A 23,964-nucleotide genomic window follows, 5' to 3' on the forward strand; every position below is an offset into this window, starting at 1 on the left:
AGCCTGCACAAAGACTGCGCATTTGAGACAAAATCGAGACAAGAGACCCCGCTAAGCCGCTCGCGAACCCCTTCTTGAGCGAGCAGACAAATGCGCAATTTCGACCGTCTTCCCTTCATCTTTGCCGGGATACTGTTCCTGCTCGCCTGGCTGCTGGGATTTCCGTTGCGCGCGCAATCGGCGCCGTTGGGGGACGTGCAGTGCACGGTGATCGCCGATGCGGCGAGCGGCAAGACGCTTTACCAGGACGGGGTGTGCGACCAGCGGTTCAGCCCGGCGTCGACGTTCAAGGTGCCGTTGTCGCTGATCGGCTATGACAGCGGGATCCTGAGCGACGAGCACACGCCGAGCTGGGATTACAAGCCTGAATTCAACGCGGTGAAGCGGGATCAGAAGACCGTCGATCCGGTGGTCTGGGAGCGAGATTCGATCCTGTGGTTTTCCCGGGAAATCACCCGCCGGCTTGGGTCTGAGAGTTTTGCCGGTTATGTCTCGAAATTCGACTACGGCAATGCCGATGTTTCCGGTAATCCCGGCAAGAATGATGGTTTGACCAAGTCCTGGGTGAATTCCTCGCTCAAGATCACGCCGGTCGAGCAGATCGAATTCCTGCGCAAGCTGCTGGCCCGCAAGCTGCCTGTCTCGGCCAAGGCCTACGACATGACATCAGCCATCATCCCGACCTTCCAGGCCGGGGATTGGACGGTGCAAGGCAAGACCGGCAGCACCAGGCTGCGCAACGACACCGACAAGGTCCAGGACAAGCGCTCGCTTGGCTGGTTCGTCGGATGGGCGAACAAGGATGGCCGCCAGATCGTCTTTGCGCGGCTTGTCGTCGATGCCAACCGTACGGACATGCCAAAGGGCCTCAAGACCCGGGCTGCGTTCCTGAAGGATTTGCCGCTCATCATCAAATGAACGCTGACATTTGAGCCGGGCTTTACGGCGGCGGAATCTGTCCATAAAAGACAGCCGCTGCCGGACGCATCCGGCTTTTCCCTATGCATGTCGTAACCCAAAACCGCCATACACTTTTGGGCGACATGCATTTCAACCACCCGCGCTCGTTTGCGGGACTGGATAGGAGATATATATGCTGAATTCCGTTTCTCTGACATTTCCCGATGGCTCCGTCCGCGAATACGACGCGGCGATGACCGGTGCTGGCCTCGCCGAATCGATCTCGAAATCGCTGGCAAAGAAGGCGGTCGCCTATGCGATCGACGGCACGGTTCGCGATCTCAGCGATCCGCTCGGCAAGTCCGGCAAGGTCGAGATCGTCACCCGCGACGACCCGCGCGCGCTGGAGCTGATCCGCCACGACGCGGCCCATGTGCTGGCGGAAGCCGTGCAGGAGATATGGCCGGGAACGCAGGTGACAATCGGGCCGGTGATCGAGAACGGGTTCTACTACGACTTCGCCCGTAACGAGCCGTTCACGCCCGACGATTTTCCGGTGATCGAGAAGAAGATGCGTGAGATCATCGCGCGCAACAAGCCGTTCACCAGGGAAGTCTGGTCGCGCGACAAGGCGAAAAAAGTGTTTGCCGACAAGGGCGAACGCTACAAGCTGGAGTTGATCGACGCCATTCCCGAGGATCAGGATCTCAAGATCTACGCGCAGGGCGACTGGTTCGACCTCTGCCGTGGCCCGCACATGGCCTCGACCGGGCAGATCGGCAATGCCTTCAAACTGATGAAGGTGGCCGGCGCCTATTGGCGCGGTGATTCGAACAACCCGATGCTGACCCGCATCTACGGCACGGCCTGGGCTGATCAGGCGCAGCTCGAAGCCTACCAGATGATGCTGGAGGAGGCCGAGAAGCGCGACCATAGGAAGATCGGCCGCGAGATGGACCTGTTCCATTTCCAGGAAGAGGGACCGGGCGTCGTCTTCTGGCATGCCAAGGGCTGGAAGATGTTCCAGAACCTGGTCAACTACATGCGCCGCCGCCTCGACGAGCAGGGCTATCAGGAGGTCAACGCGCCGCAGGTGCTCGACAAGAGCCTGTGGGAGACGTCAGGCCATTGGGGCTGGTATCGCGACGCCATGTTCAAGGTGACGGTCGCCGGCGACGACACCGATGACGACCGGGTCTTCGCGTTGAAGCCGATGAACTGTCCGGGCCATGTGCAGATTTTCAAGCATGGGTTGAAGTCTTATCGCGATCTGCCTGTCAAACTTGCGGAATTCGGCAATGTGCACCGCTACGAGCCGTCGGGCGCGCTGCACGGGCTGATGCGTGTGCGCGGCTTCACGCAGGACGATGCGCACATCTTCTGCACCGAGGAGCAGTTGGCCGCGGAGTGCCTGCGCATCAACGATTTGATCCTGTCGACCTATGCTGATTTCGGTTTTGACGAAATCAGCGTGAAGCTGTCGACGCGGCCCGACAAACGCGTCGGCACCGACGAAGCCTGGGATCATGCCGAGGCGATCATGGGGAGCGTGCTGGAGACGATCAGGACACGGTCCGGCAATCGCATCAAGACCTCCATCAATCCGGGCGAGGGCGCCTTCTACGGACCGAAATTCGAATATGTGCTCAAGGATGCCATCGGCCGCGAATGGCAGTGCGGCACGACGCAGGTCGACTTCAACCTGCCGGAACGGTTCGGCGCCTTCTATATCGGCTCCGATTCCGAGAAGAAGCAGCCTGTGATGGTGCACCGCGCCATCTGCGGCTCGATGGAGCGCTTCCTCGGCATCCTGATCGAGAACTATTCCGGCCACTTCCCGCTGTGGTTCGCGCCGCTGCAGGTGGTGGTGGCGACGATCACGTCTGACGCCGACGGCTATGCGACCGAGGTGGTGGCAAAGCTGAAGGCCGCAGGGCTGTTGGCGGAAGCGGATCTGCGCAACGAGAAGATCAACTACAAGGTCCGCGAGCACTCGCTGGCCAAGGTTCCGGTCATCCTCGTCTGCGGCAAGCGCGAGGCCGAAGAGCAGACCGTCAACATGCGCCGGTTGGGCTCACGCGACCAGGAATCGCTTGGCCTTGACCAGGCGATCGCGCAATTGGCCGAAGAAGCTGTTACACCCGACCGCCGGCGCAAACGCGCGGCTTGATTGGCATAGTTTCGACTAATGGCGGTGGAGCGATCCACCGCCATTTTCATATCCCTGTCACGCCGACCTTGTAACCAGCCCTTATGCTCAAGTTGAAATTGCGCGAACGACCCTTTCCCGAGCTTTCCTATGCCAATCCGCGCCAGCCGGCGCTGACACGCTGGTTCATTCATTCGGTCGAAGGCCTGTCGGGCCGCGACCGCTACACAGCACTTTATGATTTCTGGCGCCGCCAGGTCGTGCCGACAGGCGAACGCGTGTTCAGCCGTATGCTCGAACTGATCGACGTCCGCGTGCGGACATCGGATCAGTGGCCGCCGGCACAGTTGCCGAACACGCCGCTGGTGATCGTCGCCAATCATCCATTCGGCATTGGTGACGGCATCGCCGTGCTGTCGTTGGTCGAGCAGCTCGGACGCCCGTTCCGGGTGATGATTCACAAGGACCTGCTCAAGATCCGCGAGATGGAGCCTTACTCGCTGCCAATCGACTTTTCCGAGACCAAGGACGCGCTGAAGAACAACATGGCCGTGCGCCATGAGGCGGTGCGGCTGTTGAAGGAAGGCGTCACCATCGTGGTGTTTCCGGCCGGCGGTGTCGCCACCGCGCCGAAGGGCTTTGGCCAGGCACGCGACTTGCCGTGGAAGATGTTTCCAGCCCGCCTCGTCCAGGACGCCAGGGCGTCGGTCATCCCGATGCATTTTTCCGGACAGAACGGCAGGCTGTTCCATCTGGTCAGCGGCCCGATGAATATGGCAGAACGCGACGGCCGGTTGGCCAAGTTCGTCGGCAAGGCCTCGCTGACGCTGCGTACGTCGCTGCTCATCCACGAATTCGCGCGACTGTCCGGCAAGGCGATAGACGTGCGCGTCGGCGATGTGCTGAGCTGGAATGAGCTGGAGCCATTGCGCGACCGCAAGGCATTGCTCGACCGGCTGTATCGCGGCGTGTTCGATCTGGCGCCAATCGTGGCGCGCCGCCGGATTCCGTTCCTGCCGGCGCGGACCAAGATGGCAGCCTGAAAACAGGAAGCCTGCCGCGGAAGGTTAATCCGCGCCTTCTTCGGGGTCCATCGCCGCGGCCTCGGTGGCCAGAACCTCGATTTCCTGGTTCTGCCCGGCCACGACCGTAAAATCCTTCTGATAGATGCGGTCGCGGTTCTTGGCGATGATGGTGTAGTCGCCCTCGGCCAGCACCATCGAGGCGAAGGCGCCCACGGTTTCCTTGATCGGATCGCCGGATTCGTTGAGCAGCGACCAGGATGTGTCGGCGATCGCCTCGCCACCGGTTTCGCGCACCAGCTTCATCGTGATCTCGGCGGCGTGATGCTCGACGGTCGCTTCGGTCAGTTTGCCGGCCTCGACGCGGATGTCGGAGCGAATAACCGCATTGACCGCGCCATAGGTCGAGACGACGTGGTAGATGCCGGCGTTGAGCCGCACGACGCTGTTGGGCTCGACATCGGGAATGATCAGCGCGCGGTCGCCATTGGCCTCGGCGGTGCCCTCGTAGATCGAAAAGCGCAACTTCTTCGGCGGAATGCGCACGCCGCCGGAGAGCACGGCGTCGAGCTTGAGGCCGCCGGCGTCGAGCACGAGACTTTCGCGCTTGGCGTCCTTGCCGACAGTGATGCGCTTGGTGGCGCCGGCCCGGCCGTAGGAGGCGTGAACCAGATAGCTGCCGGGTTCGAGCTGGAAGACGGCGGTGCCGCCATGGGAGGAGGCAACCATCGGCAATTTGCCGTTGACGGCTTCGGGCTTGAAAACCCGCCAGACGATGCCGCGCGTGATGTCGGAGCCCTTGTCGGTCAGCTGGGCGGACAATGTGATGGCGCCGCCGCCGCTCAGCGCCAGCGACGTCTCGCCTTTCGGCGTCGCGTAGCTCGAAATTCCCGGAAGCTTCAGGTCGGTGACACCGTCGACGTTCTGCGCCACGGCAAGCGAAACCGGCGCCATGAATATCAGCGCGCCGAGCCAGACCAGGAAAAGACGGACAGTCCCCTCAAACATGCCTTGCGTTGAAGCCCATGGCGGTGGCAATTTCAAGGCTTAAGAGTTGAAACGACTCTTCCCTCCGGCGTATCCCGCGCCAATGCCCGAGCCGCCCGAATCCCCGATGGTGCGCTTCAGCTCAAAACAGAATGTCCAGGAGACTTGCGCCCATGGCGTCGCCGATCATCGACTTCCTGCTCACCCGAAACTCCGCACCGATCCCCGATTTGAAGGAGCCGGCGCCGAGCGATGCGGAGATCGCCACGATGATCGCCGCTGCCTCCCGGGTGCCCGACCATGGCCGGTTGGAGCCCTGGCGCTTCATCCTCTACCGTGGTGACGCCCGCCTCGAAATCGGCAGCCAATTGGCAGCACTTGCCGAGCAGCGAGAAGGTCCCTTGTCCGAAGGCCGCCGCAACCAGGAACTGGCGCGATTCTCGCGCGCGCCACTGGTGATCGGCGTTGTGTCGATTCCCAGGGAGAATCCAAAAATCCCGCAATGGGAAATGTTCCTGTCGGGCGGCATGGCGGCGATGAACCTGATGATCACAGCGAACGCGCTGGGCTATGGCACCAACATGATCAGCAACTGGTATTCGGATGTGCCGGAGGGCAGGGCGCTGCTGGGGCTGGCGCCGCAGGAGCGGGTCATCGGCTTCATCCATATAGGCTCCTATGCCGGCCCGGCACCGGAGCGGCCCCGGCCCGATCCGGCAAAGCTGTACAGTGACTATTCGGGGCCGTGGGCGGGCTGAATGTTCTACGAACCCTCAAAGGGCCACGGCCTGCCGCATGACCCTTCGAAGGCGATCGTGGCGCCGCGTCCGATCGGCTGGATTTCGACACTGAACAGGGCAGGCGAGGTCAATCTCGCGCCATACTCCTTCTTCAATGCCATTTCTACGCGGCCTTTCATCGTCTGGTTCTCCTCCGAAGGCGAGAAGGACAGCGCCTCCTTCGCCCAGGAAACCGGCGAGTTCGTCGCCAATCTCGTCAGCCGCGATCTCGCGGAGAAGATGAACCGCACATCGGTCAATGCTCCGCGCGGCGTCAACGAGTTCGTCTATGCCGATCTTGCCATGGCGCCGTCTCGGCTGGTGGCGCCGCCGCGCGTGGCGGCAGCGCCGGCCGCGCTCGAATGCCGGGTGACGGAAGTCTTTCGGCCAAAGGCGCTGGACGGATCGCCGACAAGCGCTGTGATTGTTGCCGGTGAAGTGGTCGGCGTGCACATCGACGACGCCTTCCTGACAGACGGCCTGTTCGACATCACCAAGGCCGGCAATGTCGCCCGTCTCGGCTATATGGATTATGCCAGCGTCGACGAGGTGTTTTCGATGCGCCGGCCGCGCTGGGACAAGGACTAGATATCAGGCTTGGCCAGCGCCTTGCCGGCACTCTTTCGCCGCCTGGCCGTCATGACGGTGCGCACATAGCCGGGCTCGCCGATCCGGATGCTTCCATCGGGCAGGCCCAGTATGCGGTCGAGAGCGATCTCGTAGAGCCTGACGCGTTTCTCCAGGGCCTCGATCGCGATCTCCATGTCGGCGTCGCTGCCGCCGGCAATTGCCTTGGCAACGACGTCATGCGTGGCCATGCCGAACTGCATGACGATGTCGGCAACACCTTCCGGATCGAAGGTCCTGAAAGTGCCGTCTTCGATCCCTTGCCTGATGATCTTGACCAGCAGAGGTGAAAACGACGCGCTGGCGGCCAGATTGATACGGTGGAAAAGCACCAGATTCTCAGGCCGAAACATCGTCTCGAAAAGAGTCCAAGCTTCGGGCGCGGTCTCGATCTTTGCCCGCCGCGACTGGCTGAGCAGGCCATTCAGGCGGCCAAGCGGGTCTAGGTCCGGATCGTCGATTATGTCTTGCACCCCAGCCAGTGCCTGTCTTGCAAAGCGATCGGCCAATGCTTCCAGAAGAGCCTCCTTGGAGGGGAAGTAGTGATAGAAGGCGCCCTTCGAGACGCCGGCGGACGCAATCACGTCGTTGAGGCTCGCTTTGTCATAGCCCTGCGTCAGGAAAAGGGTCTGGGCATGGTCCAGAAGCTCTTCTCGCCTGAACTCTGGATGCTTGATGACACGGGGCATGATGAACCTTCTGCACAGTTCGCTTGAATTACAGACCGATGGTCGGTATGGTAGACCAATGGTCTGAAATTGCCAGTGCAGTGAGCGGATATCATGAAAGGTCGATCATGATCGCGAAATTGGTCCTCCAAACATTCGTCTGGTTTGGCGCCATGGGCGCCTTGCTCTTCCTGTCGGCCGGCACGCTGCGCTGGCCGGGGGCCTGGGTCTATCTGGTGGGGATGGTGGGGCTCAGTCTCACCTTGGGCGTGGCGCTGGCAAGGCGCGATCCCGGCCTGATGAATGAGCGGTTGAGTTCTCCTATCCAGAAGAATCAGGACACGGCCGACAAGGTCCTGCTGTCCATACTACTGTTCGCCATCTTTGGTTCGCAGATATTCATGGGGTTCGACGTCCGTTTCGGCTGGTCCGTGGTTCCCGTCTGGGTGCAGGTGGTCGGCGCGCTCGTCCTGCTGCTCGGAATCTGGATCTGCTATCTGACGATGCTGGAGAACAGTTTCGCGGCGCCCGTGGTGAAGATCCAGGATGAACGCGGACAACGTGTGATCTCCACGGGGCCTTACAGCTACGTCCGCCATCCGATGTACGCCGGCGCCATCCTTCTCTTCGCCGGCACTGCACTTCTGCTTGGTTCCTGGTGGGGGCTGGCGTCGGTACTCGTGATCGTCGTTCTCCTGGCCATCCGCACCTTCATTGAAGAGAAGACGCTTCGCACCGGCCTGCGCGGCTATGACGACTATGTGGCCCGGGTCCGTTACCACCTGATCCCATTGGTTTGGTAGCAGGCGCTCAGGCGGAAACACCTGCCGCCTTTGCCCGCGCCAGAAGCCGCTCGGCTAGCCGCAGATGCGGTCGATCGAACATCTTGCCGTCAATGCCGACGACGCCGGGATTTCCCGCTGCCGCGAACGCGGCGACGATTGCTGCCGATTGTCTCACGGCCTCGGCCGACGGCGTGAAGGCGGCGTTGATGACCGGCACCTGATCGGGATGGATCGCCATTTTGCCGGTGAAGCCATCGCGCTCGGCCTCCGTGCATTCCACTTCGAAAGCCGCTATGTCGCGAAAATTCGGGAAGACGGTGTCGATCGCCGCGACCTCCGCCGCACCGGCGGCAAGTATGGTCATGGTGCGAGCGTGGCGGAACACGTCCGTGTAGCGGCCATGCTCGTCGCGGACGCTGCGCGCACCGATCTCCGCCGACAGGTCTTCAGCGCCCCAGGTGAGGCCGGCAAGCCGCGCACTTGTCCCGGCATAGGTCGCCGCCGCCAGCACGCCTGCCGGCGTTTCGGTGATGATCGGCAGGATCTTGATCGCGCCGTCGGCCAAGCCATTTTCGGCCTCGCGCACCCTGAGCTTTGCCGACAGATGCTGCACATCCTGGCCGCTGTTCGACTTGGGCAGCATGATGCCGTCGGGTCGTGCCGGCACCAACGCCGCCAGATCGTCATCCGTCAACCCGGTCGTGAGGTCATTGACCCTGACATAGATGGCTGAACTGGTTTGCGCCCTGCGTTCCAGGATGAAGCGCGCCGCCACCTCGCGCGCCAGCGCCTTGTTGTGCGGCGCCACGGAATCTTCGAGGTCGACGATGATCACGTCGGCGCCGGCACCAAAACTTTTTTCCAGTTTCCTCTGGGAATCGCCAGGGACGAACAGCAGCGAACGCATGCGTCAGATCGCCTTCTTCAGCATCATCGCTTGCCTGGTGCATTTGGCGACGAGATCGCCATGCTGGTTGTAGGCGCGATGCTCGAATTCGACGATGCCGCGATCGGGTTTCGACCTGGATTCGCGCACCGAGATGACTGTCGTCTCGACCCGGATGGTGTCGCCATGGAAGACCGGATGCGGAAACACGGTCTCCTTCATGCCGAGATTGGCGACCGTAGTGCCGACTGTGATGTCATTGACCGAAATGCCGATCATCAAGCCGAGCGTGAACAGCGAGTTGACCAGCGGCTTGCCCCATTCGCTCTTGGCGGCGAAATCGAAGTCGATATGCAGCGGCTGCGGGTTCAGCGTCATTACCGAAAACAGCATGTTGTCGCTTTCGGTAACGGTCTTGCGCAGCGTGTGCTGGAAGACATGGCCGACAACGAACTCTTCGAGATAAAGCCCGGCCATTTCTTTCTCCTCAGGTGCTTGACGGTGATAGGCGCTGCAAATCAGCCTCGCAAGCCAGTTAATGAACATGGTGAACGGTTCGTAAACCAATTCTGCCTACGGTCGTCAGTGGGGTCAGAAGCTTCTGACAAGGGGCGTAAGCAGGCGGGCATGGTTGTTGTTTCGCATTTCCTGAAATGGATCTACACGGCCAGGGTGTCGGAGCGTGCAGCGGCGGCGAGCGCTCTGGCCCGGGCCTATATCAATTCCGAATTGCCTTTCGAGGACCGTTGCGCCGCCGAGGCGGCGCTGACGCTATTGCTCGACGATGCCTCGTCGAAGGTGCGGCTGGCGATGGCCGAGGCGCTGTCGATGAGCCACCAAGCGCCAATGCAGATCATCAGCGTGCTGGCCTCCGACCAGCCGGAAGTCGCCGGCGTGGTGCTGGCGCGCTCGCCGCTGCTCACCGACGCCGACCTGATCAACCGCGTGGCCTCAAGTCCGAAGGCGACACAGAAATTGATCGCCGACCGGCCACTCGTCTCGATGGCGCTGTCGGCGGCCATCGCCGAGATCGGCGAGGCGGACGCCTGCGCGGTGCTGCTCGCCAACAGCGGCGCCGACATCGCCTCGCTCAGCTTCCGCCGCATGGCCGAACGGCATGGGCACCTGCCGCTGGTGCGCGAGGCGCTGATATCGGATATCAGGCTGCCGGCCGACTGTCGGCATATGCTGCTCGTCAAGCTCGGCGAAATGTTGAAAACGTCGCCACTGGTGATGGCGATGATGGGCGCGGCGCGAGCCGACCGCGTCATGCGCGACGCCTGCGTCAAGGCCTCGGTGACGCTGATCGAGGGCACGCGCCAGGAAGAACATGCGGCGCTGATCGAGCATCTCAGGCTGCGCGGTGACCTTACCGCGAGCTTTCTGATCCGCACCATCGCGCATGGCAAGGTCGATTTCTTCGGCTCGGCGCTGGTCGCGCTCAGCCAGCAGTCCGAACAACGGGTGAGGGCGCTGCTTGCCGGCGGGCACGATGTCGCCTTGCAGGCGTTGTTCCGCAGCGTCGGCCTCGCCGCCGCCACGCATGCCATCATCCTGCGCGCGCTGAAGATCTGGCGCGAGGTCGCCAACGGCAAGCGCGTCGCCGGTGTGCAAGAGGTCAGCTGGCTGATGCTCAAGGAGGTGGGCGGGCAGTCCGCGGAAGGCGATCTTGCCACGCTGGTCAAGTCGATCCATCTCGACGCGCTGCGCGAAAACGCACGCGGCCACGCACTGGCGATAGCGGCGGCTTAGCCTTTATCCCTCGCGAAAAAGTCCGGGAAATCCTCCATCGCCGCGGCGATGATGCGCAGCGATGCTGCGATTTGCAGCAATTCGCCGGTGCCGTTTCGCTCGGCGATGTTCGCTGCGTACTGCCGGGCGACGGCGATGGTCGAGGTCTGTGGATCGCCGGGGGCGCGGAAAAGCAGTTCGCGCGCCAGTCCCCTCAGGAAGTTGGCGATCGAAAGCGCGGTCTCGGATGGAATGGCATGGCTTTGGCTTGCATCGCGCAGCCGAAGGACCTCCAGGCCGACGGTGACGGCGGCGACTCCGCCGCCCAGAACCGCATCGCCCTTCTGACCGGCATTCTGCACTAGCGGCATCAGCTGGTTGATGCGGTCGTAGGCGAGGCTCTCGAAGGCCGACCGCCTCGGCACCCGCTCATGCAGGCAAAGCCGCGCCAAATCCTCGCGCATGGCGCGCACGATGCGGTTGGCCGCGAGCCACGGATCGGCTGGCAGCACGACGATGAAGACACCGATCGCCAGCAGGATGCCGACCAGGATCGACGCCGACCCGGCGAAGAAGGGTACGGGATCGTAGGTCATCGCCTGGTGCGGGCTCAGGAAGGCGAGGAAGTTGATGGCGAAGGCCGTCGCCACGCCGACATAGCGTGGATTGGCCATGGCCAGCGCCGTCGGTACAAGGATGGGCACGACAAACAGCATGAACCAGCCGAAGCCCGGCAAAGCGGGCAGCGCGATCTGGCCGACGAGAAAGGCAAAGGGCAAAGCGAGCAGCGTTCCCTTGAAGAAACCCCAGGCGACCTGCACAGGGTCGGGGCGAGCAGCAAACAGGCTCGATACGACAGCAACGAGGATGACCGTGCCGGCCGCTTCCGACCATTTCGTCGTCAACCAGAAGGCCGCGACCAGCAGCGTGGCAAGGGCAGCACGCAAGGCGTTACGCGATGCGCCGGCGTAATCGCGATGCACCACCAGCGCAGGCTGCCTGCTGCCCCTGGCCAGGCGCGTGGCAGGCGCGCGCAGGGCGTCGAGGCCGCGCAGCACCTGCTTGAGCGCCTCGGCGAAATCGGCGGCGATGGTCAGGCGGGTGATGGTGCCGACCCTGTCGTCGCCCTGGTCGATCGAGGCATCTGGCATTTGCCGGGCGTTTCCGGAAATCGCATCGAGCCGAGCCACCCACAGCGCCGTATCGTCCAGCGCGCCGGGCTTGGTCGCCAGCTCGCTGACCAGCGACTGCAGTTCCGAGCGCACCGGAATGAGCGCCGCATTCTTCGGGGCGGCGTGTGAATGCAGCGCGCGTGCCGCCGACAGGGCCGAGAGCAGCTGTCCGATGGTGCGCCGGACTGGATGGGCGCGCGGCGCGAAGCTCGGCGCCTCGAGCCTGGCATAGGCGCGCATCTCGCCGAGCGTCTGGGCATCAGTGATCAGCTTTCGGTGCAGCGTGGACAGCGTTGCCGGGTCGCCGCCAGAGAACGCACCGCCGGCATAGCTGGCAAGATCAAGGATACAGCGTTTCAGGCGCGAGACGATGGCGTCGCTGGCCAGTTTTGGCAGGATCAGGCGGCTGGTCAGGCCGGCGCAGACAATGCCAAGCACGATCTCGGCACATCGCGCGACCGCGAGGTCGACGACGAGATGCGGTTGTCCGAAGGCGGGCAGACCGATGATCATTGCGGTGTAGCCGGCGAGCGCGGCGCCATAGGCTTCCGGATTGCGCAGCAGCGATGAGACGAAGGTACAGATGCCGATCCAGACGGCGAGCACCGTCACCAGCACCCAGGGGTTGGTGCCGAATACGGTGGTGATGCCGATCGCCGCGACGCCGCCGACCAGCGTGCCGAGCAGCCGGTAAAAGCCCTTCGCCAGCACCATGCCGGCAACCGGCTGGGCGACGATGAACACCGTCATCATGGCCCATTGCGGGTGGTCGAGTTTTAGGGCGTAGGCGGCCAGCAGCGCTATCAGGCCGGCTGAAACGGTGCGAAGAGCGAAAATCCAATCCGACCGCGTCGGTTGCGTCAGGTCGGCCAAACTGGTTTCGAAATAGCCTTTCAGCCGTGCCGCAATCACACGCTGGTCTCCATATCAGAAGCGCAAGCTAAACCGGCTGATGGCTAGATATCCAGCACTTCCGTCTCGGCGAATTCGGCGCGTTCCTGGATGAAGCGGAAGCGGGCTTCCGGCTTGGTGCCCATCAACGCATCGACGGCGTCCTTGGTCGCCGCCTCGGCGTCGATCACGTCGATCCTGAGCAGCGTGCGCTTCCTCGGATCCATGGTGGTTTCCTTGAGCTGGGCCGCCATCATCTCGCCCAGGCCCTTGAAGCGGCCGAGTTCGACCTTGCCGCGCCCGGTGAATTCGGTGCGCAGGAGCTCGTCCTTGTGCGCGTCATCCCGGGCATAGGCGACCTTGCCGCCTTGCCTGATCGAGTAAAGCGGCGGCACCGCCAGATAGAGGTGGCCACCACGCACCAGCGCCGGCATCTCCTGGTAGAAGAAGGTGATCAGCAGCGAGGCGATATGGGCGCCGTCGACATCAGCGTCGGTCATGATGATCACGCGGTCGTAGCGCAGATCCTCATCGCGGTACTTCGAACGCGTACCGCAGCCGAGCGCCTGGATCAGGTCCGAAATCTGTTGGTTGCCGGCGAGCTTGTCGTTGCCGGCGCTGGCGACGTTGAGGATTTTTCCGCGCAGCGGCAGGACGGCCTGGCTGGCGCGGTCCCGCGCCTGCTTGGCTGAGCCGCCGGCCGAGTCACCTTCGACGATGAACAGTTCAGCGCCGGCCGCGGCATTCTGCGTGCAATCGGCGAGCTTGCCCGGCAGCCGCAGTTTGCGCACCGCGCTCTTGCGCGACACCTCTTTTTCCTGCCGTCGGCGCACCCTCTCGTCGGCGCGCGCGATCACCCATTCGAGCAGCTTCGAGGCTTCCTGCGGATTGTCGGCCAGCCAATGGTCGAACGGATCGCGGATCGCGGTCTCGACAATTCGAATTGCCTCGATCGTCGCCAGCCTGTCCTTGGTCTGGCCGACGAATTCCGGCTCGCGGATGAACACCGACAGCATGCCCGCCGCCGAGATCATGACGTCTTCCGAGGTCACGATCGAGGCGCGCTTGTTGCCGACGAGATCGGCATAGGCGCGCAGGCCCCGCGTCAGCACGTTGCGGAAGCCGGCTTCGTGGGTGCCGCCTTCGCCGGTCGGGATGGTGTTGCAGTAGGAATTGATGAAGCCGTCGCCGCCGAACCAGGTCACCGCCCATTCGAGCGAGCCATGGCCGCCTTGTTTCTCGCTCTTGCCGGCGAAGATTTCGCGAGTCACCTGGAAGTCGTCGCCGAGCGATGCCTTGAGATAATCCTTCAGGCCGCCGGGAAAATGGAATTCAGCCTTGGCCGGTGTCTGATCTTTTTCCTTGATCAGCGACGGATCGCAGGTCCAGCGGATCTCGACACCACCGAACAAATAGGCTTTCGAGCGCGTCATGCGGTAGAGCCGCGCCGGTTCGAACGCAGCGCCCTTGCCGAAAATCTGCTCGTCGGGGTGGAATCGGATCTTTGTGCCGCGCCGGTTGTGGATTTCGCCCAGTTGCTCCAGGCCGGTCACGGGAACGCCGCGCGAGAATTTTTGTCGATACAGTTGCCGTCCCCGCGCGACCTCGACCTCGAGATGGTCCGACAGCGCGTTGACCACGGACACGCCGACGCCATGCAGGCCGCCTGATGTCTCGTAAACCTTGGAGTCGAACTTGCCGCCCGAATGCAGCGTCGTCATGATCACTTCGAGCGCCGGCTTCTTGAACTTCGGGTGCGGATCGATCGGGATGCCGCGGCCATTGTCGGTCACGGCGAGATAGCCGTCGGCCGAGAGCTCGACATCGATGAAGGTGGCATGGCCGGCTACCGCCTCGTCCATCGAATTGTCGATGACCTCGGCGAACAGATGGTGCATCGCCTTGTCGTCGGTGCCGCCGATATACATGCCTGGCCGGCGGCGCACCGGCTCCAGCCCTTCCAGCACCTCGATGTCGGCAGCGCTATAGCCCTCGCTGCCATCCTTGATTGAGGCAGGACGCTTGGTGGCCTGCACCAGCGGATCCGCCGGACGCGCCGGTGTGCGAACCGGCTGCGGCTGCTTGTCCATATTGCCGAAGAGATCGTTGTTGTCGTCCATGCCTGCCATAGGGTCCGGTGCTGCGAATCACCTCGCGATACTGCCACGCTTTTCAGCGCCAAGCGACCGAGGTTCCTGTTCCGTTCGGGGATCTGATCCCTCTTAACCCAAAACCATTCGATAACCAAGCTGGCGGAAATAGGTCCGATGCCGGCGCGCAAGATTCCTGATTCTTTAACAATGCGGCCTAGCGTGAGCCCAACAAAACAAGAAACTGCTGATATCAGGGGTTTAGGCGTGAGGGGCAAGGCCATATCGATGATCGGCATCGCCGCCGTTTTTGGGGCGATCTCGATCTTTGCCGCGGATTTCTGGGTCAAAAGCCAGGCCAAGGCGGATTCCGAAGAGAAGACGTCGTCTATCCCGGCCCCTGTCGTGCCGAAGGTCGAGTTCAAGACCATCGTGGTGGCGAATGCCCCATTGCGCTACGGCATGGCGCTCGACCGCGCGCAGCTCAGCGAAATCCCGTGGTCGCAAGAGGCCGTGCCGCAGGGCGCCTTCACCACCATCAATGCGTTGCTTGCCGATGGCAGCCGCGTGGTGCTGTCGCCGATCGAGGTCAACGAACCGGTGCTGCTGACCAAGCTGTCCGGTCCGAACGGCCGCGCGACACTCTCCAACATGATGACGCCTGGAATGCGGGCGGTCACCATCCGCACCGATGAGATCGCCGGTGTCGGCGGCTTCGTCACGCCCGGTGACCGCGTGGACGTGGTGCTGACGCGCGATGCCGGCGAAATTCAGGAAGTGGCCAAGAATGCGCAAGGGGCCGCCGGTTCGACCATCACCTCCGAGATCGTCGTCGCCGATGCCAAGGTTCTGAGCGTCGGGCAGGGCGCCGACGAGCGCCAGACGACGCCGCAGATTTCCAATTCGGTGACTATCGAGGTGACGACAGACGGCGCGCAGAAAGTGGCGTTGGCCCGCACCGTCGGCACCTTGTCCCTGTCGCTTCGATCCGCCAGCGAAGGCGGTGACGGCAAGAACGGCGTCACCACCATCTCCTCCTTCGGCGGATCGGTCGCCTCGGATGTGCAGGCCGCGGCCGGCTCGGTGTTCGACGCCGTCACCAAGGAGCCGGAGAAACCGAAGTTCAAGACGGTCATCGTAACGCGCGGCACGAAGGCCGAGGAATACCAGGTTCCTTCGCGGGACCAGAAATAAGCCAGTGGGGACTGGGTGAGGGACGGGACAATGTTCGGGCTGTTCACATATCGGGTCATGGGGCGGTTGCGCATTTTGCGTGCGGTGGCTGTCGCGTCTTCGCTGGCTGCTGCCGCGATGCTGGCTTTCGGCGCCTCGGCGAGAGCTGACAACGACATCGTCTATGTGTCGTCGACCAAGAATGCGTCGATCAAGGTTGCCAAGGGCAAGCCGAAGACGATCATGACCAGTGCCGCCTTCTACCAGATCGTCATCGGCGACCCGGAGATCGCCAACGTCAATCCGCTGACCGACAAATCCTTCTACGTGCTCGGCAACAATCTCGGCACTACCGGCATTGCGCTGTTCGATGAGAAGAAGCAGCTTGTCGGCACCGTCGACATCGAGGTGACGCTCGACACAGACCAGCTGGCCAGCACCATTCGGGCCAGCGTGCCGGATGCCAGGATCAAGGTCGGATCGGCCAATGGCCGGGTCGTGCTGTCGGGCGAGGCGGATGACGCGGTCGCCGCCGAAAAGGCAAACAAGATCGCAACGCGCTTTTCCGGCACCGAGGAGGTCATCAACTCGGTCAACATCTCATCGTCGCAGCAGGTCCAGCTCAATGTCCGTTTTGTCGAGATCAACCGCCAGGCGGGTCAGGATCTGGGCGCCAAATACGCCGCCAATTTTGCCTACGGCCTCGGTGGCCGCGATGTCTCGATCGATCCGGGTACAGTGCCGGCCGCCGGCACCGGCGAGATCATCGGCAGGCTTTTGTCGAACGGCGTGTCGATCGATATCGCCATCAAGGCGCTAGAAGAGCGCGGCCTGGCGCGGCGGCTGGCCGAGCCTAACCTGATCGCCCGTTCTGGCCAGACAGCGAGCTTTCTCGCCGGCGGCGAATTTCCGATCCCGGTCTCCGAGGACGACGGCAAGATCTCGGTCAGCTACAAGAAATACGGCGTCAGCCTGGATTTTACGCCTACGGTTCTGAAAGACGGGCTGGTCAGCCTTGATATTGCGCCGGAAGTCTCCTCGATCGACGCGTCGGCCTCCTACAATATCGGCACCATCTCGGTTCCCGGCTTCATCGTGCGCCGTGCCAGGACGTCGGTCGACCTGAAGAACGGCCAGAGCTTCATGATCGCTGGACTGCTGCAGTCGCAAAACGACATCACCACGTCGCGCATTCCCGGCCTCGGCAAGATGCCGGTGCTTGGGGCGCTGTTTTCCTCGAAATCCTATCAGCGGCGCGAGACCGACCTCGTCATCATCGTGACGCCCTATCTGGTCAAGCCGGTCGATCCGTCGAAGAAGCTCGTCGAGCCGACAGATGGCACGCAGCCGGCCAGCAACGCCGACTATTTTCTCAACAACACCGAGGAAGTGAAGGATTCCGATGCCGGTCGCACCGTGGCGCTGGCAGACGGCCGCGTCACTCAACCTGCAGCGGCCGCTTCGGCTGGGCATTTCCTCGACCTGCCGAAGGATTGAAGCCATGCGTCTGGTCTTTGGATCGAGCGTCGCCTTGCTGCTGACCGGCTTTGCCGCCGGCTGCACCAGCGACGACTATGTGCGCAGCGAAGGGCCGACGGCCGGCGCCGGAAATGCGCAGGCCGCCAACACCGTCATGCAGATGGTCGATCCCTGGAAATACGGGGTCCAGAACACCAGGCTCCTGGTGCCGGCCCAACGAGGCAGTGCCGCGGCTGTCACACCCGATCAGGCGGCCGGTGCCAAGGCGTCGCAGTCCAGCACGACCAATTGATCCCACGGGCAAATGATCCAACGGTCGATCGACCTGACAGGCTGACAGAATGGCAAACGGCATCAAGACCAGGAAGATCCTGCTCGTATCGACCGACAGGACATTTGCGCAGGACACGCGCACCGCATTTTCCGCCTCCGAGATCATACAGCTCTCGACAGTGGAGAAGAACGTCACCGAGTTGCGCGGCGAGATCCAGGAAGCCGACTTCGGCGCCATCATCGTCGACATGGATGCGGCAAGGCTGGAGGAGGTCGAGTCGCTGCAGCGTATTATGCGCCGGCTGGAGGACAAGGTTCCGGTCGTCGTCGTTACCCAGGAGTTCAACGCCGCCGCGGTGCGCATTCTGGTGCAGCTCAAGGTCGCGGATTTCCTGGTCAAGCCGATCACCACGGCCGATCTGGTGCGCTCCGTCGTGCGGGCGCTGCAGGGACCTGGGCGCGAGGAAAACACCGAGTCGCAGATCTACACCTTCATGCCTGCGGCGGGCGGCGTCGGCACCACGACGCTGGCACTGCAGACCGCCTTTCAGCTGCATCACTCGGTGACGCGCGGCGCGTCGACCTGCGTCGTCGATCTCAATTTCCAGCAGGGCGCCTGTGCCGAATATCTCGACCTCGAACCGCGTTTCGACATCACCGAGATCGAGAACCAGCCCGAGCGTCTCGACCGGCAACTGCTCGACGTGATGCTGTCCAAGCATGCCAGCGGGCTGTGCGTGCTGGCGGCACCGGCGCATCCAGCAGAGATGCGCTCGTTCAAGACCGATGTCGTGGTGCGCATGCTGGACCTCGTTTCGGCCTATTTCGACAATGTCGTCATCGACATGCCACGCACCTGGTTTCCATGGACGGAGACCGTGCTGCTCGGTTCCAACAAGCTCTACATCGTCGCGGAAATGACGGTGCCGTGCCTGCGCCACACCCAGCGGCTGATCCAGGCGGTCTACGAGACTGCCGGCAAGGAAGTTAAGCCGAACGTCATCGTCAACCGTTTCGAACAGAAGATGTTCGACAACGGCATCAAGCAGGCGGACGTCCAGGAAATTCTTGGCGAGCATTTCGTCGGCGGCATCGCCAACAACTACCGGCTGGTGCGCGAAGCGGTCGATCGCGGCGTGCCGCTGCACGAGATCGATCCCAACGCCAATGTCGTCAACGATCTGAAAAAGATCATCCTGCCGGAGGAAGCGGTCCCAACCCGGGCGAAATCGCGCTCGCTGTTTGGCATGGGCCGTGGATTACTGAAGAGGAAAGCCGGATGACCAGCCGCTTCTCCGCCCTGCAGAACCGCGATGCGCGTCCGCAGCGCGCGCCTGAGACGACGCCGGTCGCACATCATGCCGTCATCATTCCGACCAGCCGAAAGGCTTTGCCGGCAAAGCCGGACACAGCGCCGGCAAAGAATGCCAACAAGGTGCTCGATGCGCGCGTGCGTATCCACCGGCTGCTGCTCGAGGAGATCAACCTTGTCGCTTTGGAGCGTTTGCCCAAGGACGAGATGCGCCGGCAAGTGCATGATTTCGTGTCGGAAAAGACCAAGCAGGAGCGGATGGCGATCAACACCGTCGAGCTTGACGCGCTGGTCGACGACATCGTCGACGAGATGGTCGGCCTCGGTCCGCTCGAGCCGCTGCTCAAGGACCCCGACATCAACGATATCCTGATCAACGGCCACATGAACTGCTTTGTCGAAAAGAAGGGCAAGCTGCAGCCGGTCCACATTCCGTTCAAGGACGAGGCGCATCTCCTGCGCATCGTCAACAAGATCGTCGCCGCGGTCGGTCGCCGTGTCGACGAATCGCAGCCGATGGTCGATGCCCGCATGCTGGACGGCTCGCGCTTCAACGCGGCCATCCGCCCGGTTGCGGTCGATGGGCCGCTGGTGTCGATCCGAAAATTCTCCAAGAACAAGCTCGGCCTGCACAAACTGGTCGAATTCGGCGCCATCACCCAGAACATGGCCGAAGTGCTGGCGGCGGCCGTGCATGCCCGCAAGACGACGATCATTTCGGGCGGTACCGGCACCGGCAAGACGACCATGCTCAATGCGCTGTCGGCCTTCATTCCGGAAGACGAGCGGCTGATCACCATCGAGGACGCGGCCGAGCTCCAACTGCAGCAGCCGCATGTCGCGCGTATGGAAACACGTCCGGCCAACATCGAAGGCCATGGCGAGCTGAAGCAGCGCGACCTGGTCAAGAACGCACTGCGCATGCGCCCCGACCGCGTCATCCTCGGCGAGTGCCGGGGCGAGGAGGCTTTCGACATGCTGCAGGCAATGAACACCGGCCACGAAGGGTCGATGGCGACCATCCATGCCAACACGCCGCGCGACGCCATTTCGCGGCTCGAGCAGATGCTCGGCATGACCGGCATGCCGATGACGGTGCAGTCGATCCGCAGCCAGATCGCCAGCGCGCTCGACCTGATCGTTCAGCTGACGCGCCTGTCCGACGGCAAGCGCAAGGTGACCAGTGTCGCCGAGGTGACCGGCATGGAAGGAGATGTCATCCAGATGCAGGAGATCTTCCGCTTCGTGCGTACCGGCATGGAGGCCGACGGCAGGATTCTGGGCCACTACGAGGCGACCGGCATCCGGCCGCGCTTCCTTGAGGATCTGCGTGCCATGGGCATCGAGTTTCCCGGACGATATTTCGAACCCGGCCGGCCGCAGGAGTAGCCAAGTGTTCGATGGAATGAGCGCGATCTATGTCGTTTATGCCGCGGCCGCGCTGACCGGCATCCTGATCGCCGAGGCCTGCTACCTGCTTTATGCCGGCCGCAGCGACAAGCGCACCGCCATCAACCGGCGCATGAAGCTGCAGGAAAACAAGATCAGCCAGGAGCAGGTGCTTGTCCAACTGCGCAAGGAACGCGGCCTCGACGCAGGCACGCCGCTGTTTTCGCTGGATCGGTTCCGCGCTTTGCGGACCCAGTCGGGCATGATCATGCCGCTGTCGAAATTCCTGATGATCACCTGCGGCGTGGCGATGGCGATGACCCTGGTCGCCATCTGGTACGGCTTGCCGCCGCTGATGGGGCTTGTGCTGTTTGTGGTGCTTGTGCCGGTGCTGCCGGTGATCACGCTGCGCTTCAAGCGCAAGCGCCGGGTAAAGCGGTTCGGCATGCAATTGCCGGAGGCGCTGGAACTGATCACGCGTGGCCTGAAGGCCGGCCACCCGGTGCCGGTGGCGATCGCCATGGTGGCGCGCGAGATGCCCGACCCGATCGGCACCGAGTTCGGCGTCATCGCCGACGAGGTGACCTATGGCTCCGATCTGGTTTCGGCGTTGAACTCGCTGTTCGACCGGGTCGGCCAGGAGGATCTGCCGCTGTTCGTCACCGCCGTCTCGATCCAGACCAGTTCGGGCGGCAATCTGCGCGAAATCCTCGACGGCCTGGCGACGACGATCCGCGAGCGCGGCAAGCTGCGCCGCAAGGTGCGCGCCATTGCGACAGAAGGTCGGATGTCGGCCTACATCCTGACAGCGGTGCCGGCGTTGCTGTTCACCGCCATTATGGCGCTGATGCCGGGCTTCTACCGCGACGTCTGGGGCGAGGCGAAAACCTGGTACCTGCTCGGCGGCTCGATCACCTGGCTGATGCTGGGCAATCTGATCATGTTCAAAATGTCGAATTTCAAGTTCTGACATGCAGGGCTTCATCGAATTCCTCGCCTCGCTTGCGCCGACCTCATTGATGCCGGTGGCCATCCTGCTGCTGGCGGCGGGTGCTGCCGCTGTTGCCTGGCCTGTTGTCATGGCGAAGGGCGACCGCAACGAGGTCATGCGCCGGCTCAGGGTCGACAACGGCCCCGTGGCCGCCAAACCAGAGCCGGTGCAGAAGAAGAATGCCGGCGTCGTGCGCGAGAAGGCGGTGAAGCGGGCGCAGGAATTCTACGCCAGGAGCGATCCGGAAAATGTCGCCCGGCTGCGCATGAAGCTCATCCAGGCGGGCTACATGGAGCCGCGCGCTGTCGGCACGTTCTTCCTGATCCGGTTCAGCGCGATGATCGGCACGGCAATCGGTGTGTTTGTGCTCAACCGATGGATGGCCAGCCCGGACGCGACGATGGCCAGTCGCTGGACATTCGTCATCCTGTCGGGAGCGGCCGGCTATTTCCTGCCCGGCCTGGTGTTGAGCCAGAAAGTGCGGGAACGCAGGCGTGAGTACCGCAACGGCTTTCCCGATTTCATGGACCTGATGATTGTCTGCTCGGATGCCGGCATGAGCATGGAGGCCGGCATAGAGCGCGTCTCCAAGGAACTCGCCAAGACCTATCCCGCGCTCAGCCAGAACCTGCAGCTGGTGTCGTTGGAGCTGAGGGCAGGGCGCAGCCTCGACGATGCGCTGAAGGCGCTCGCCGACCGCCTCAGCCTGGACGAGGTGCGTTCCTTCGCCACGCTGCTGCAGCAGTCCAAGGAACTCGGCACCAGCCTGTCGGGGGCGTTGCGCGTTTTTTCCGACGACATGCGCCATAAGCGTATGTCGTTGGCCGAGGAAAAGGCGCACGCTCTGCCGGCCAAGATGTCGGTGCCGGTGGTGGTATGCATCCTGCCGGTGGTGCTGATGATCGCGGCCATTCCAGTCATCGTCAAAATGACGGCGCAATAGCATGATGCCGAAAGGTGTGAGGCTTCGATTCGAGCTGAGATCGTCCGGCTCCAGCGAGCGCCCCACAAAAGTCCTAGCAAGGGGACTGACAAACCATTGTTATGACCGTACTCGGCCTTGCAGGTGAGAAGTCCATGCTGTTGCGCACTCTCTTCCTCGGCCTTGCCGCAGCCACCCTATCGCCCGCCTGGGCCGTGGCCGACGATTGCGGCGATGCCGCCGCCCTGGTGCAGCAGGCCTACCCCAAAGCTCGAAAGAGCGCCGACGGCACCTCATTCACGCTCGAACCCCATTTCAGCATCGCCCTGACGGATGGCGACGCGCCGTTTGGGTTGAGCTGCAAGATCTGGCCTGCCCATGACGACCTCCTGTTGGCGGCCGTGCCGCTGATCGACAGCGCCCAATCCAGCGACGATGGCCATGTCGGCGATATCGAGCTTCTGGTCGTCGACAGGAACAGCCTGCAGGTGCGCCAGCGCCTGCTCCAGCCGGGGCTGATCACCGATGATGCCATCGCCATCCGCAAGATCGAATTCGATACCGGCCGCTACAGGCTGGCGCCCGGGGTCATGGCCTTCGGCCTGCGCATCGAAATCGCGAACCATTCGCAAGCCAACCCCTTCAGCGAAACCGACCTGCGGCTTTATGTTCTCGCCGGCGATGCCCTGCGCCTGGTGCTCGATGGCCTTGTCGTGGCCGGCAATGGCGGCGAGGGCGACACCAATTGCGCGGGATCCTTTCGTTCGACCGAGGTCAGCCTGGCAATGAGCCCGACGAGCCATCACGGCTATCACGACATGGTCGCGCTCGAGCGGACGCAAACCGATGACCCGTCTCCCGACAAGGATGGCGAGTGCCAGTCCCATCCCGGCAAGCCGGTGAAACGGACCTACCGGCTGCGCTATGACGGCAACCGCTATCCGGTTCCCGAGGCACTCAAGGTCATGGGTCCGTGAAAAGGCCGCTCGCGTCCTTGCAGGGATAACCCTCGTCTCGTGGTTAATGGCTGGTGTGCCCGAAGCCGAATTTTGGCGGCGTTTCGGCACCGAAGTTTAATCGCCGCTGATATATTGTGTTTCCTGAAGAACGACCCGGCAAATCGGGCGATGAGGCAGGGGCATGCGTCACAGTAATTTCACGGCAATGGCCGCAATGGCGGCCGTCTTGATGATGTCTGGCTGTACGACGAGTGGCGTCGACACCACCAAGACCACCGCCATCCAACCGGCGGCAAAAGACACCGAAACCTCCGATCTGGCGCAAGGCAAGGCGCAGTTTCGCGACGCCAATTACGGCCTCGCCGAAAAGCACTTCCGCAAGGCCGTCGAGTTGAAGGCCGACAATGCGGAGGCCTGGATGGGGCTCGCCGCTTCCTATGATGAACTCGGCCGCTTCGACTTCGCCGACCGAGCCTACGGCCAGCTTTTGAAGGTCGCCGGCCGCAAGCCGCAGATCGTCAACAATATGGGCTATTCGCAACTGCTGCGCGGCAATCGCAAGAAGGCCAAGGCGCTGCTGCTCGAAGCGAAGGCCGGCATGGCCGATCCCACCGTCGTCAACGCCAACCTCGCTCTCTTGAACAAGGGTTGATCTCGCATCCATGGGTCCGGTTTCGGGACACGGGCCATCGACGCTTTGTAAACCCTATCCGCAGGTTGCATCGATGGATTGCCTGAAAACCCGTATCTGAGGGCTGCCGCTGACTTAGAATGCAGCG

22 protein-coding genes are annotated in these 23,964 nt (G+C 62.7%); 16 read left to right on the plus strand and 6 right to left on the minus strand.

The window, feature by feature from the left end; translation table 11 throughout:
- Positions 1 to 90 precede the first annotated feature (90 nt).
- The 3 genes from blaOXA (at position 91) to AC0L3E_RS18735 (ending at position 4,092) form a co-directional block, all read left to right on the plus strand.
- Complete coding sequence (gene blaOXA / locus AC0L3E_RS18725; protein WP_473605329.1) at positions 91 to 918, plus strand: class D beta-lactamase; 828 nt, start codon at positions 91 to 93, stop codon at positions 916 to 918.
- Between the two features lie 175 nt (positions 919 to 1,093).
- Positions 1,094 to 3,070 carry a threonine--tRNA ligase gene (gene thrS, locus AC0L3E_RS18730; protein WP_127396400.1) on the plus strand — a complete coding sequence of 659 codons (1,977 nt, stop codon included), beginning with the start codon at positions 1,094 to 1,096 and terminating at the stop codon, positions 3,068 to 3,070.
- A gap of 83 nt (positions 3,071 to 3,153) precedes the next feature.
- On the plus strand, positions 3,154 to 4,092 hold the full coding sequence (locus AC0L3E_RS18735) for a lysophospholipid acyltransferase family protein (protein ID WP_473605331.1): 939 nt from the start codon (positions 3,154 to 3,156) through the stop codon (positions 4,090 to 4,092).
- A gap of 24 nt (positions 4,093 to 4,116) precedes the next feature.
- Here the strand turns inward: AC0L3E_RS18735 and AC0L3E_RS18740 are convergent, their stop codons facing one another.
- Positions 4,117 to 5,079, minus strand: a complete 963-nt coding sequence (locus AC0L3E_RS18740) for a hypothetical protein (RefSeq protein ID WP_127270173.1) — start codon at positions 5,077 to 5,079, stop codon at positions 4,117 to 4,119.
- A 152-nt stretch (positions 5,080 to 5,231) separates the two neighbouring features.
- Here AC0L3E_RS18740 and AC0L3E_RS18745 point away from each other — a divergent pair, with 152 nt between their 5' ends.
- Both AC0L3E_RS18745 and AC0L3E_RS18750 read left to right on the plus strand, forming a co-directional pair.
- Positions 5,232 to 5,816 carry a nitroreductase family protein gene (locus tag AC0L3E_RS18745; protein WP_127321428.1) on the plus strand — a complete coding sequence of 195 codons (585 nt, stop codon included), beginning with the start codon at positions 5,232 to 5,234 and terminating at the stop codon, positions 5,814 to 5,816.
- On the plus strand, positions 5,817 to 6,425 hold the full coding sequence (locus AC0L3E_RS18750) for a flavin reductase family protein (protein WP_473605332.1): 609 nt from the start codon (positions 5,817 to 5,819) through the stop codon (positions 6,423 to 6,425).
- Here the strand turns inward: AC0L3E_RS18750 and AC0L3E_RS18755 are convergent.
- The gene (locus tag AC0L3E_RS18755; protein ID WP_127379837.1) at positions 6,422 to 7,153 is read right to left on the minus strand and encodes a TetR/AcrR family transcriptional regulator; all 732 of its coding nucleotides are present in this window, start codon (positions 7,151 to 7,153) and stop codon (positions 6,422 to 6,424) included. The genes AC0L3E_RS18750 and AC0L3E_RS18755 overlap by 4 nt on opposite strands.
- Positions 7,154 to 7,260: 107 nt before the next feature.
- Between AC0L3E_RS18755 and AC0L3E_RS18760 the strand changes: the two genes are divergently transcribed.
- A complete protein-coding gene (locus tag AC0L3E_RS18760) occupies positions 7,261 to 7,935 on the plus strand; it encodes a methyltransferase family protein (RefSeq protein ID WP_473605333.1) in 675 nt (224 codons plus the stop codon).
- 7 nt (positions 7,936 to 7,942) lie between these two features.
- Here AC0L3E_RS18760 and AC0L3E_RS18765 read toward each other — a convergent pair whose 3' ends face one another.
- Positions 7,943 to 8,824, minus strand: a complete 882-nt coding sequence (locus tag AC0L3E_RS18765) for an HpcH/HpaI aldolase/citrate lyase family protein (protein ID WP_473605334.1) — start codon at positions 8,822 to 8,824, stop codon at positions 7,943 to 7,945.
- Between the two features lie 3 nt (positions 8,825 to 8,827).
- Positions 8,828 to 9,280: a MaoC family dehydratase gene (locus AC0L3E_RS18770; protein ID WP_023810497.1), complete on the minus strand. Its 453-nt coding sequence runs from the start codon at positions 9,278 to 9,280 to the stop codon at positions 8,828 to 8,830.
- A 150-nt stretch (positions 9,281 to 9,430) separates the two neighbouring features.
- On the opposite strand from AC0L3E_RS18770, the gene AC0L3E_RS18775 reads away from it, so the two are divergent.
- Positions 9,431 to 10,555, plus strand: a complete 1,125-nt coding sequence (locus AC0L3E_RS18775; RefSeq protein WP_473605335.1) for a DUF2336 domain-containing protein — start codon at positions 9,431 to 9,433, stop codon at positions 10,553 to 10,555.
- Here AC0L3E_RS18775 and AC0L3E_RS18780 read toward each other — a convergent pair.
- Positions 10,552 to 12,618, minus strand: a complete 2,067-nt coding sequence (locus AC0L3E_RS18780; RefSeq protein WP_473605336.1) for an FUSC family protein — start codon at positions 12,616 to 12,618, stop codon at positions 10,552 to 10,554. The two genes, AC0L3E_RS18775 and AC0L3E_RS18780, sit on opposite strands and share 4 nt — an antisense overlap.
- Positions 12,619 to 12,662: 44 nt before the next feature.
- Positions 12,663 to 14,717 carry a DNA topoisomerase IV subunit B gene (gene parE, locus AC0L3E_RS18785; protein WP_127270722.1) on the minus strand — a complete coding sequence of 685 codons (2,055 nt, stop codon included), beginning with the start codon at positions 14,715 to 14,717 and terminating at the stop codon, positions 12,663 to 12,665.
- Between the two features lie 237 nt (positions 14,718 to 14,954).
- Between parE and cpaB the strand changes: the two genes are divergently transcribed.
- The 9 genes from cpaB (at position 14,955) to AC0L3E_RS18830 (ending at position 23,837) form a co-directional block, all read left to right on the plus strand.
- Positions 14,955 to 15,881, plus strand: coding sequence for a Flp pilus assembly protein CpaB (gene cpaB, locus AC0L3E_RS18790; RefSeq protein ID WP_245466310.1), 927 nt, complete (start codon positions 14,955 to 14,957; stop codon positions 15,879 to 15,881).
- Between the two features lie 57 nt (positions 15,882 to 15,938).
- Entirely contained in the window at positions 15,939 to 17,357 is a 1,419-nt protein-coding gene (locus AC0L3E_RS18795; RefSeq protein WP_473605354.1) for a type II and III secretion system protein family protein, read from the plus strand.
- A 4-nt stretch (positions 17,358 to 17,361) separates the two neighbouring features.
- Entirely contained in the window at positions 17,362 to 17,631 is a 270-nt protein-coding gene (locus AC0L3E_RS18800; protein ID WP_127269273.1) for a hypothetical protein, read from the plus strand.
- 49 nt (positions 17,632 to 17,680) lie between these two features.
- Entirely contained in the window at positions 17,681 to 18,895 is a 1,215-nt protein-coding gene (locus AC0L3E_RS18805) for a CpaE/TadZ family protein (protein WP_013531961.1), read from the plus strand.
- The gene (locus tag AC0L3E_RS18810; protein WP_473605337.1) at positions 18,892 to 20,313 is read left to right on the plus strand and encodes a CpaF family protein; all 1,422 of its coding nucleotides are present in this window, start codon (positions 18,892 to 18,894) and stop codon (positions 20,311 to 20,313) included. The genes AC0L3E_RS18805 and AC0L3E_RS18810 overlap by 4 nt, the downstream gene beginning before the upstream one ends.
- Positions 20,314 to 20,317: 4 nt before the next feature.
- The gene (locus AC0L3E_RS18815; protein ID WP_473605338.1) at positions 20,318 to 21,283 is read left to right on the plus strand and encodes a type II secretion system F family protein; all 966 of its coding nucleotides are present in this window, start codon (positions 20,318 to 20,320) and stop codon (positions 21,281 to 21,283) included.
- A 1-nt stretch (position 21,284) separates the two neighbouring features.
- Positions 21,285 to 22,247: a type II secretion system F family protein gene (locus AC0L3E_RS18820; protein WP_473605339.1), complete on the plus strand. Its 963-nt coding sequence runs from the start codon at positions 21,285 to 21,287 to the stop codon at positions 22,245 to 22,247.
- Between the two features lie 134 nt (positions 22,248 to 22,381).
- Complete coding sequence (locus AC0L3E_RS18825) at positions 22,382 to 23,203, plus strand: PA3715 family protein (protein WP_473605340.1); 822 nt, start codon at positions 22,382 to 22,384, stop codon at positions 23,201 to 23,203.
- Positions 23,204 to 23,366: 163 nt separating this feature from the next.
- On the plus strand, positions 23,367 to 23,837 hold the full coding sequence (locus tag AC0L3E_RS18830) for a hypothetical protein (RefSeq protein ID WP_127320645.1): 471 nt from the start codon (positions 23,367 to 23,369) through the stop codon (positions 23,835 to 23,837).
- The last annotated feature ends 127 nt before the right edge of the window (positions 23,838 to 23,964 follow it).

The sequence above is a fragment of the Mesorhizobium sp. WSM4822 genome (genome assembly GCF_055811155.1).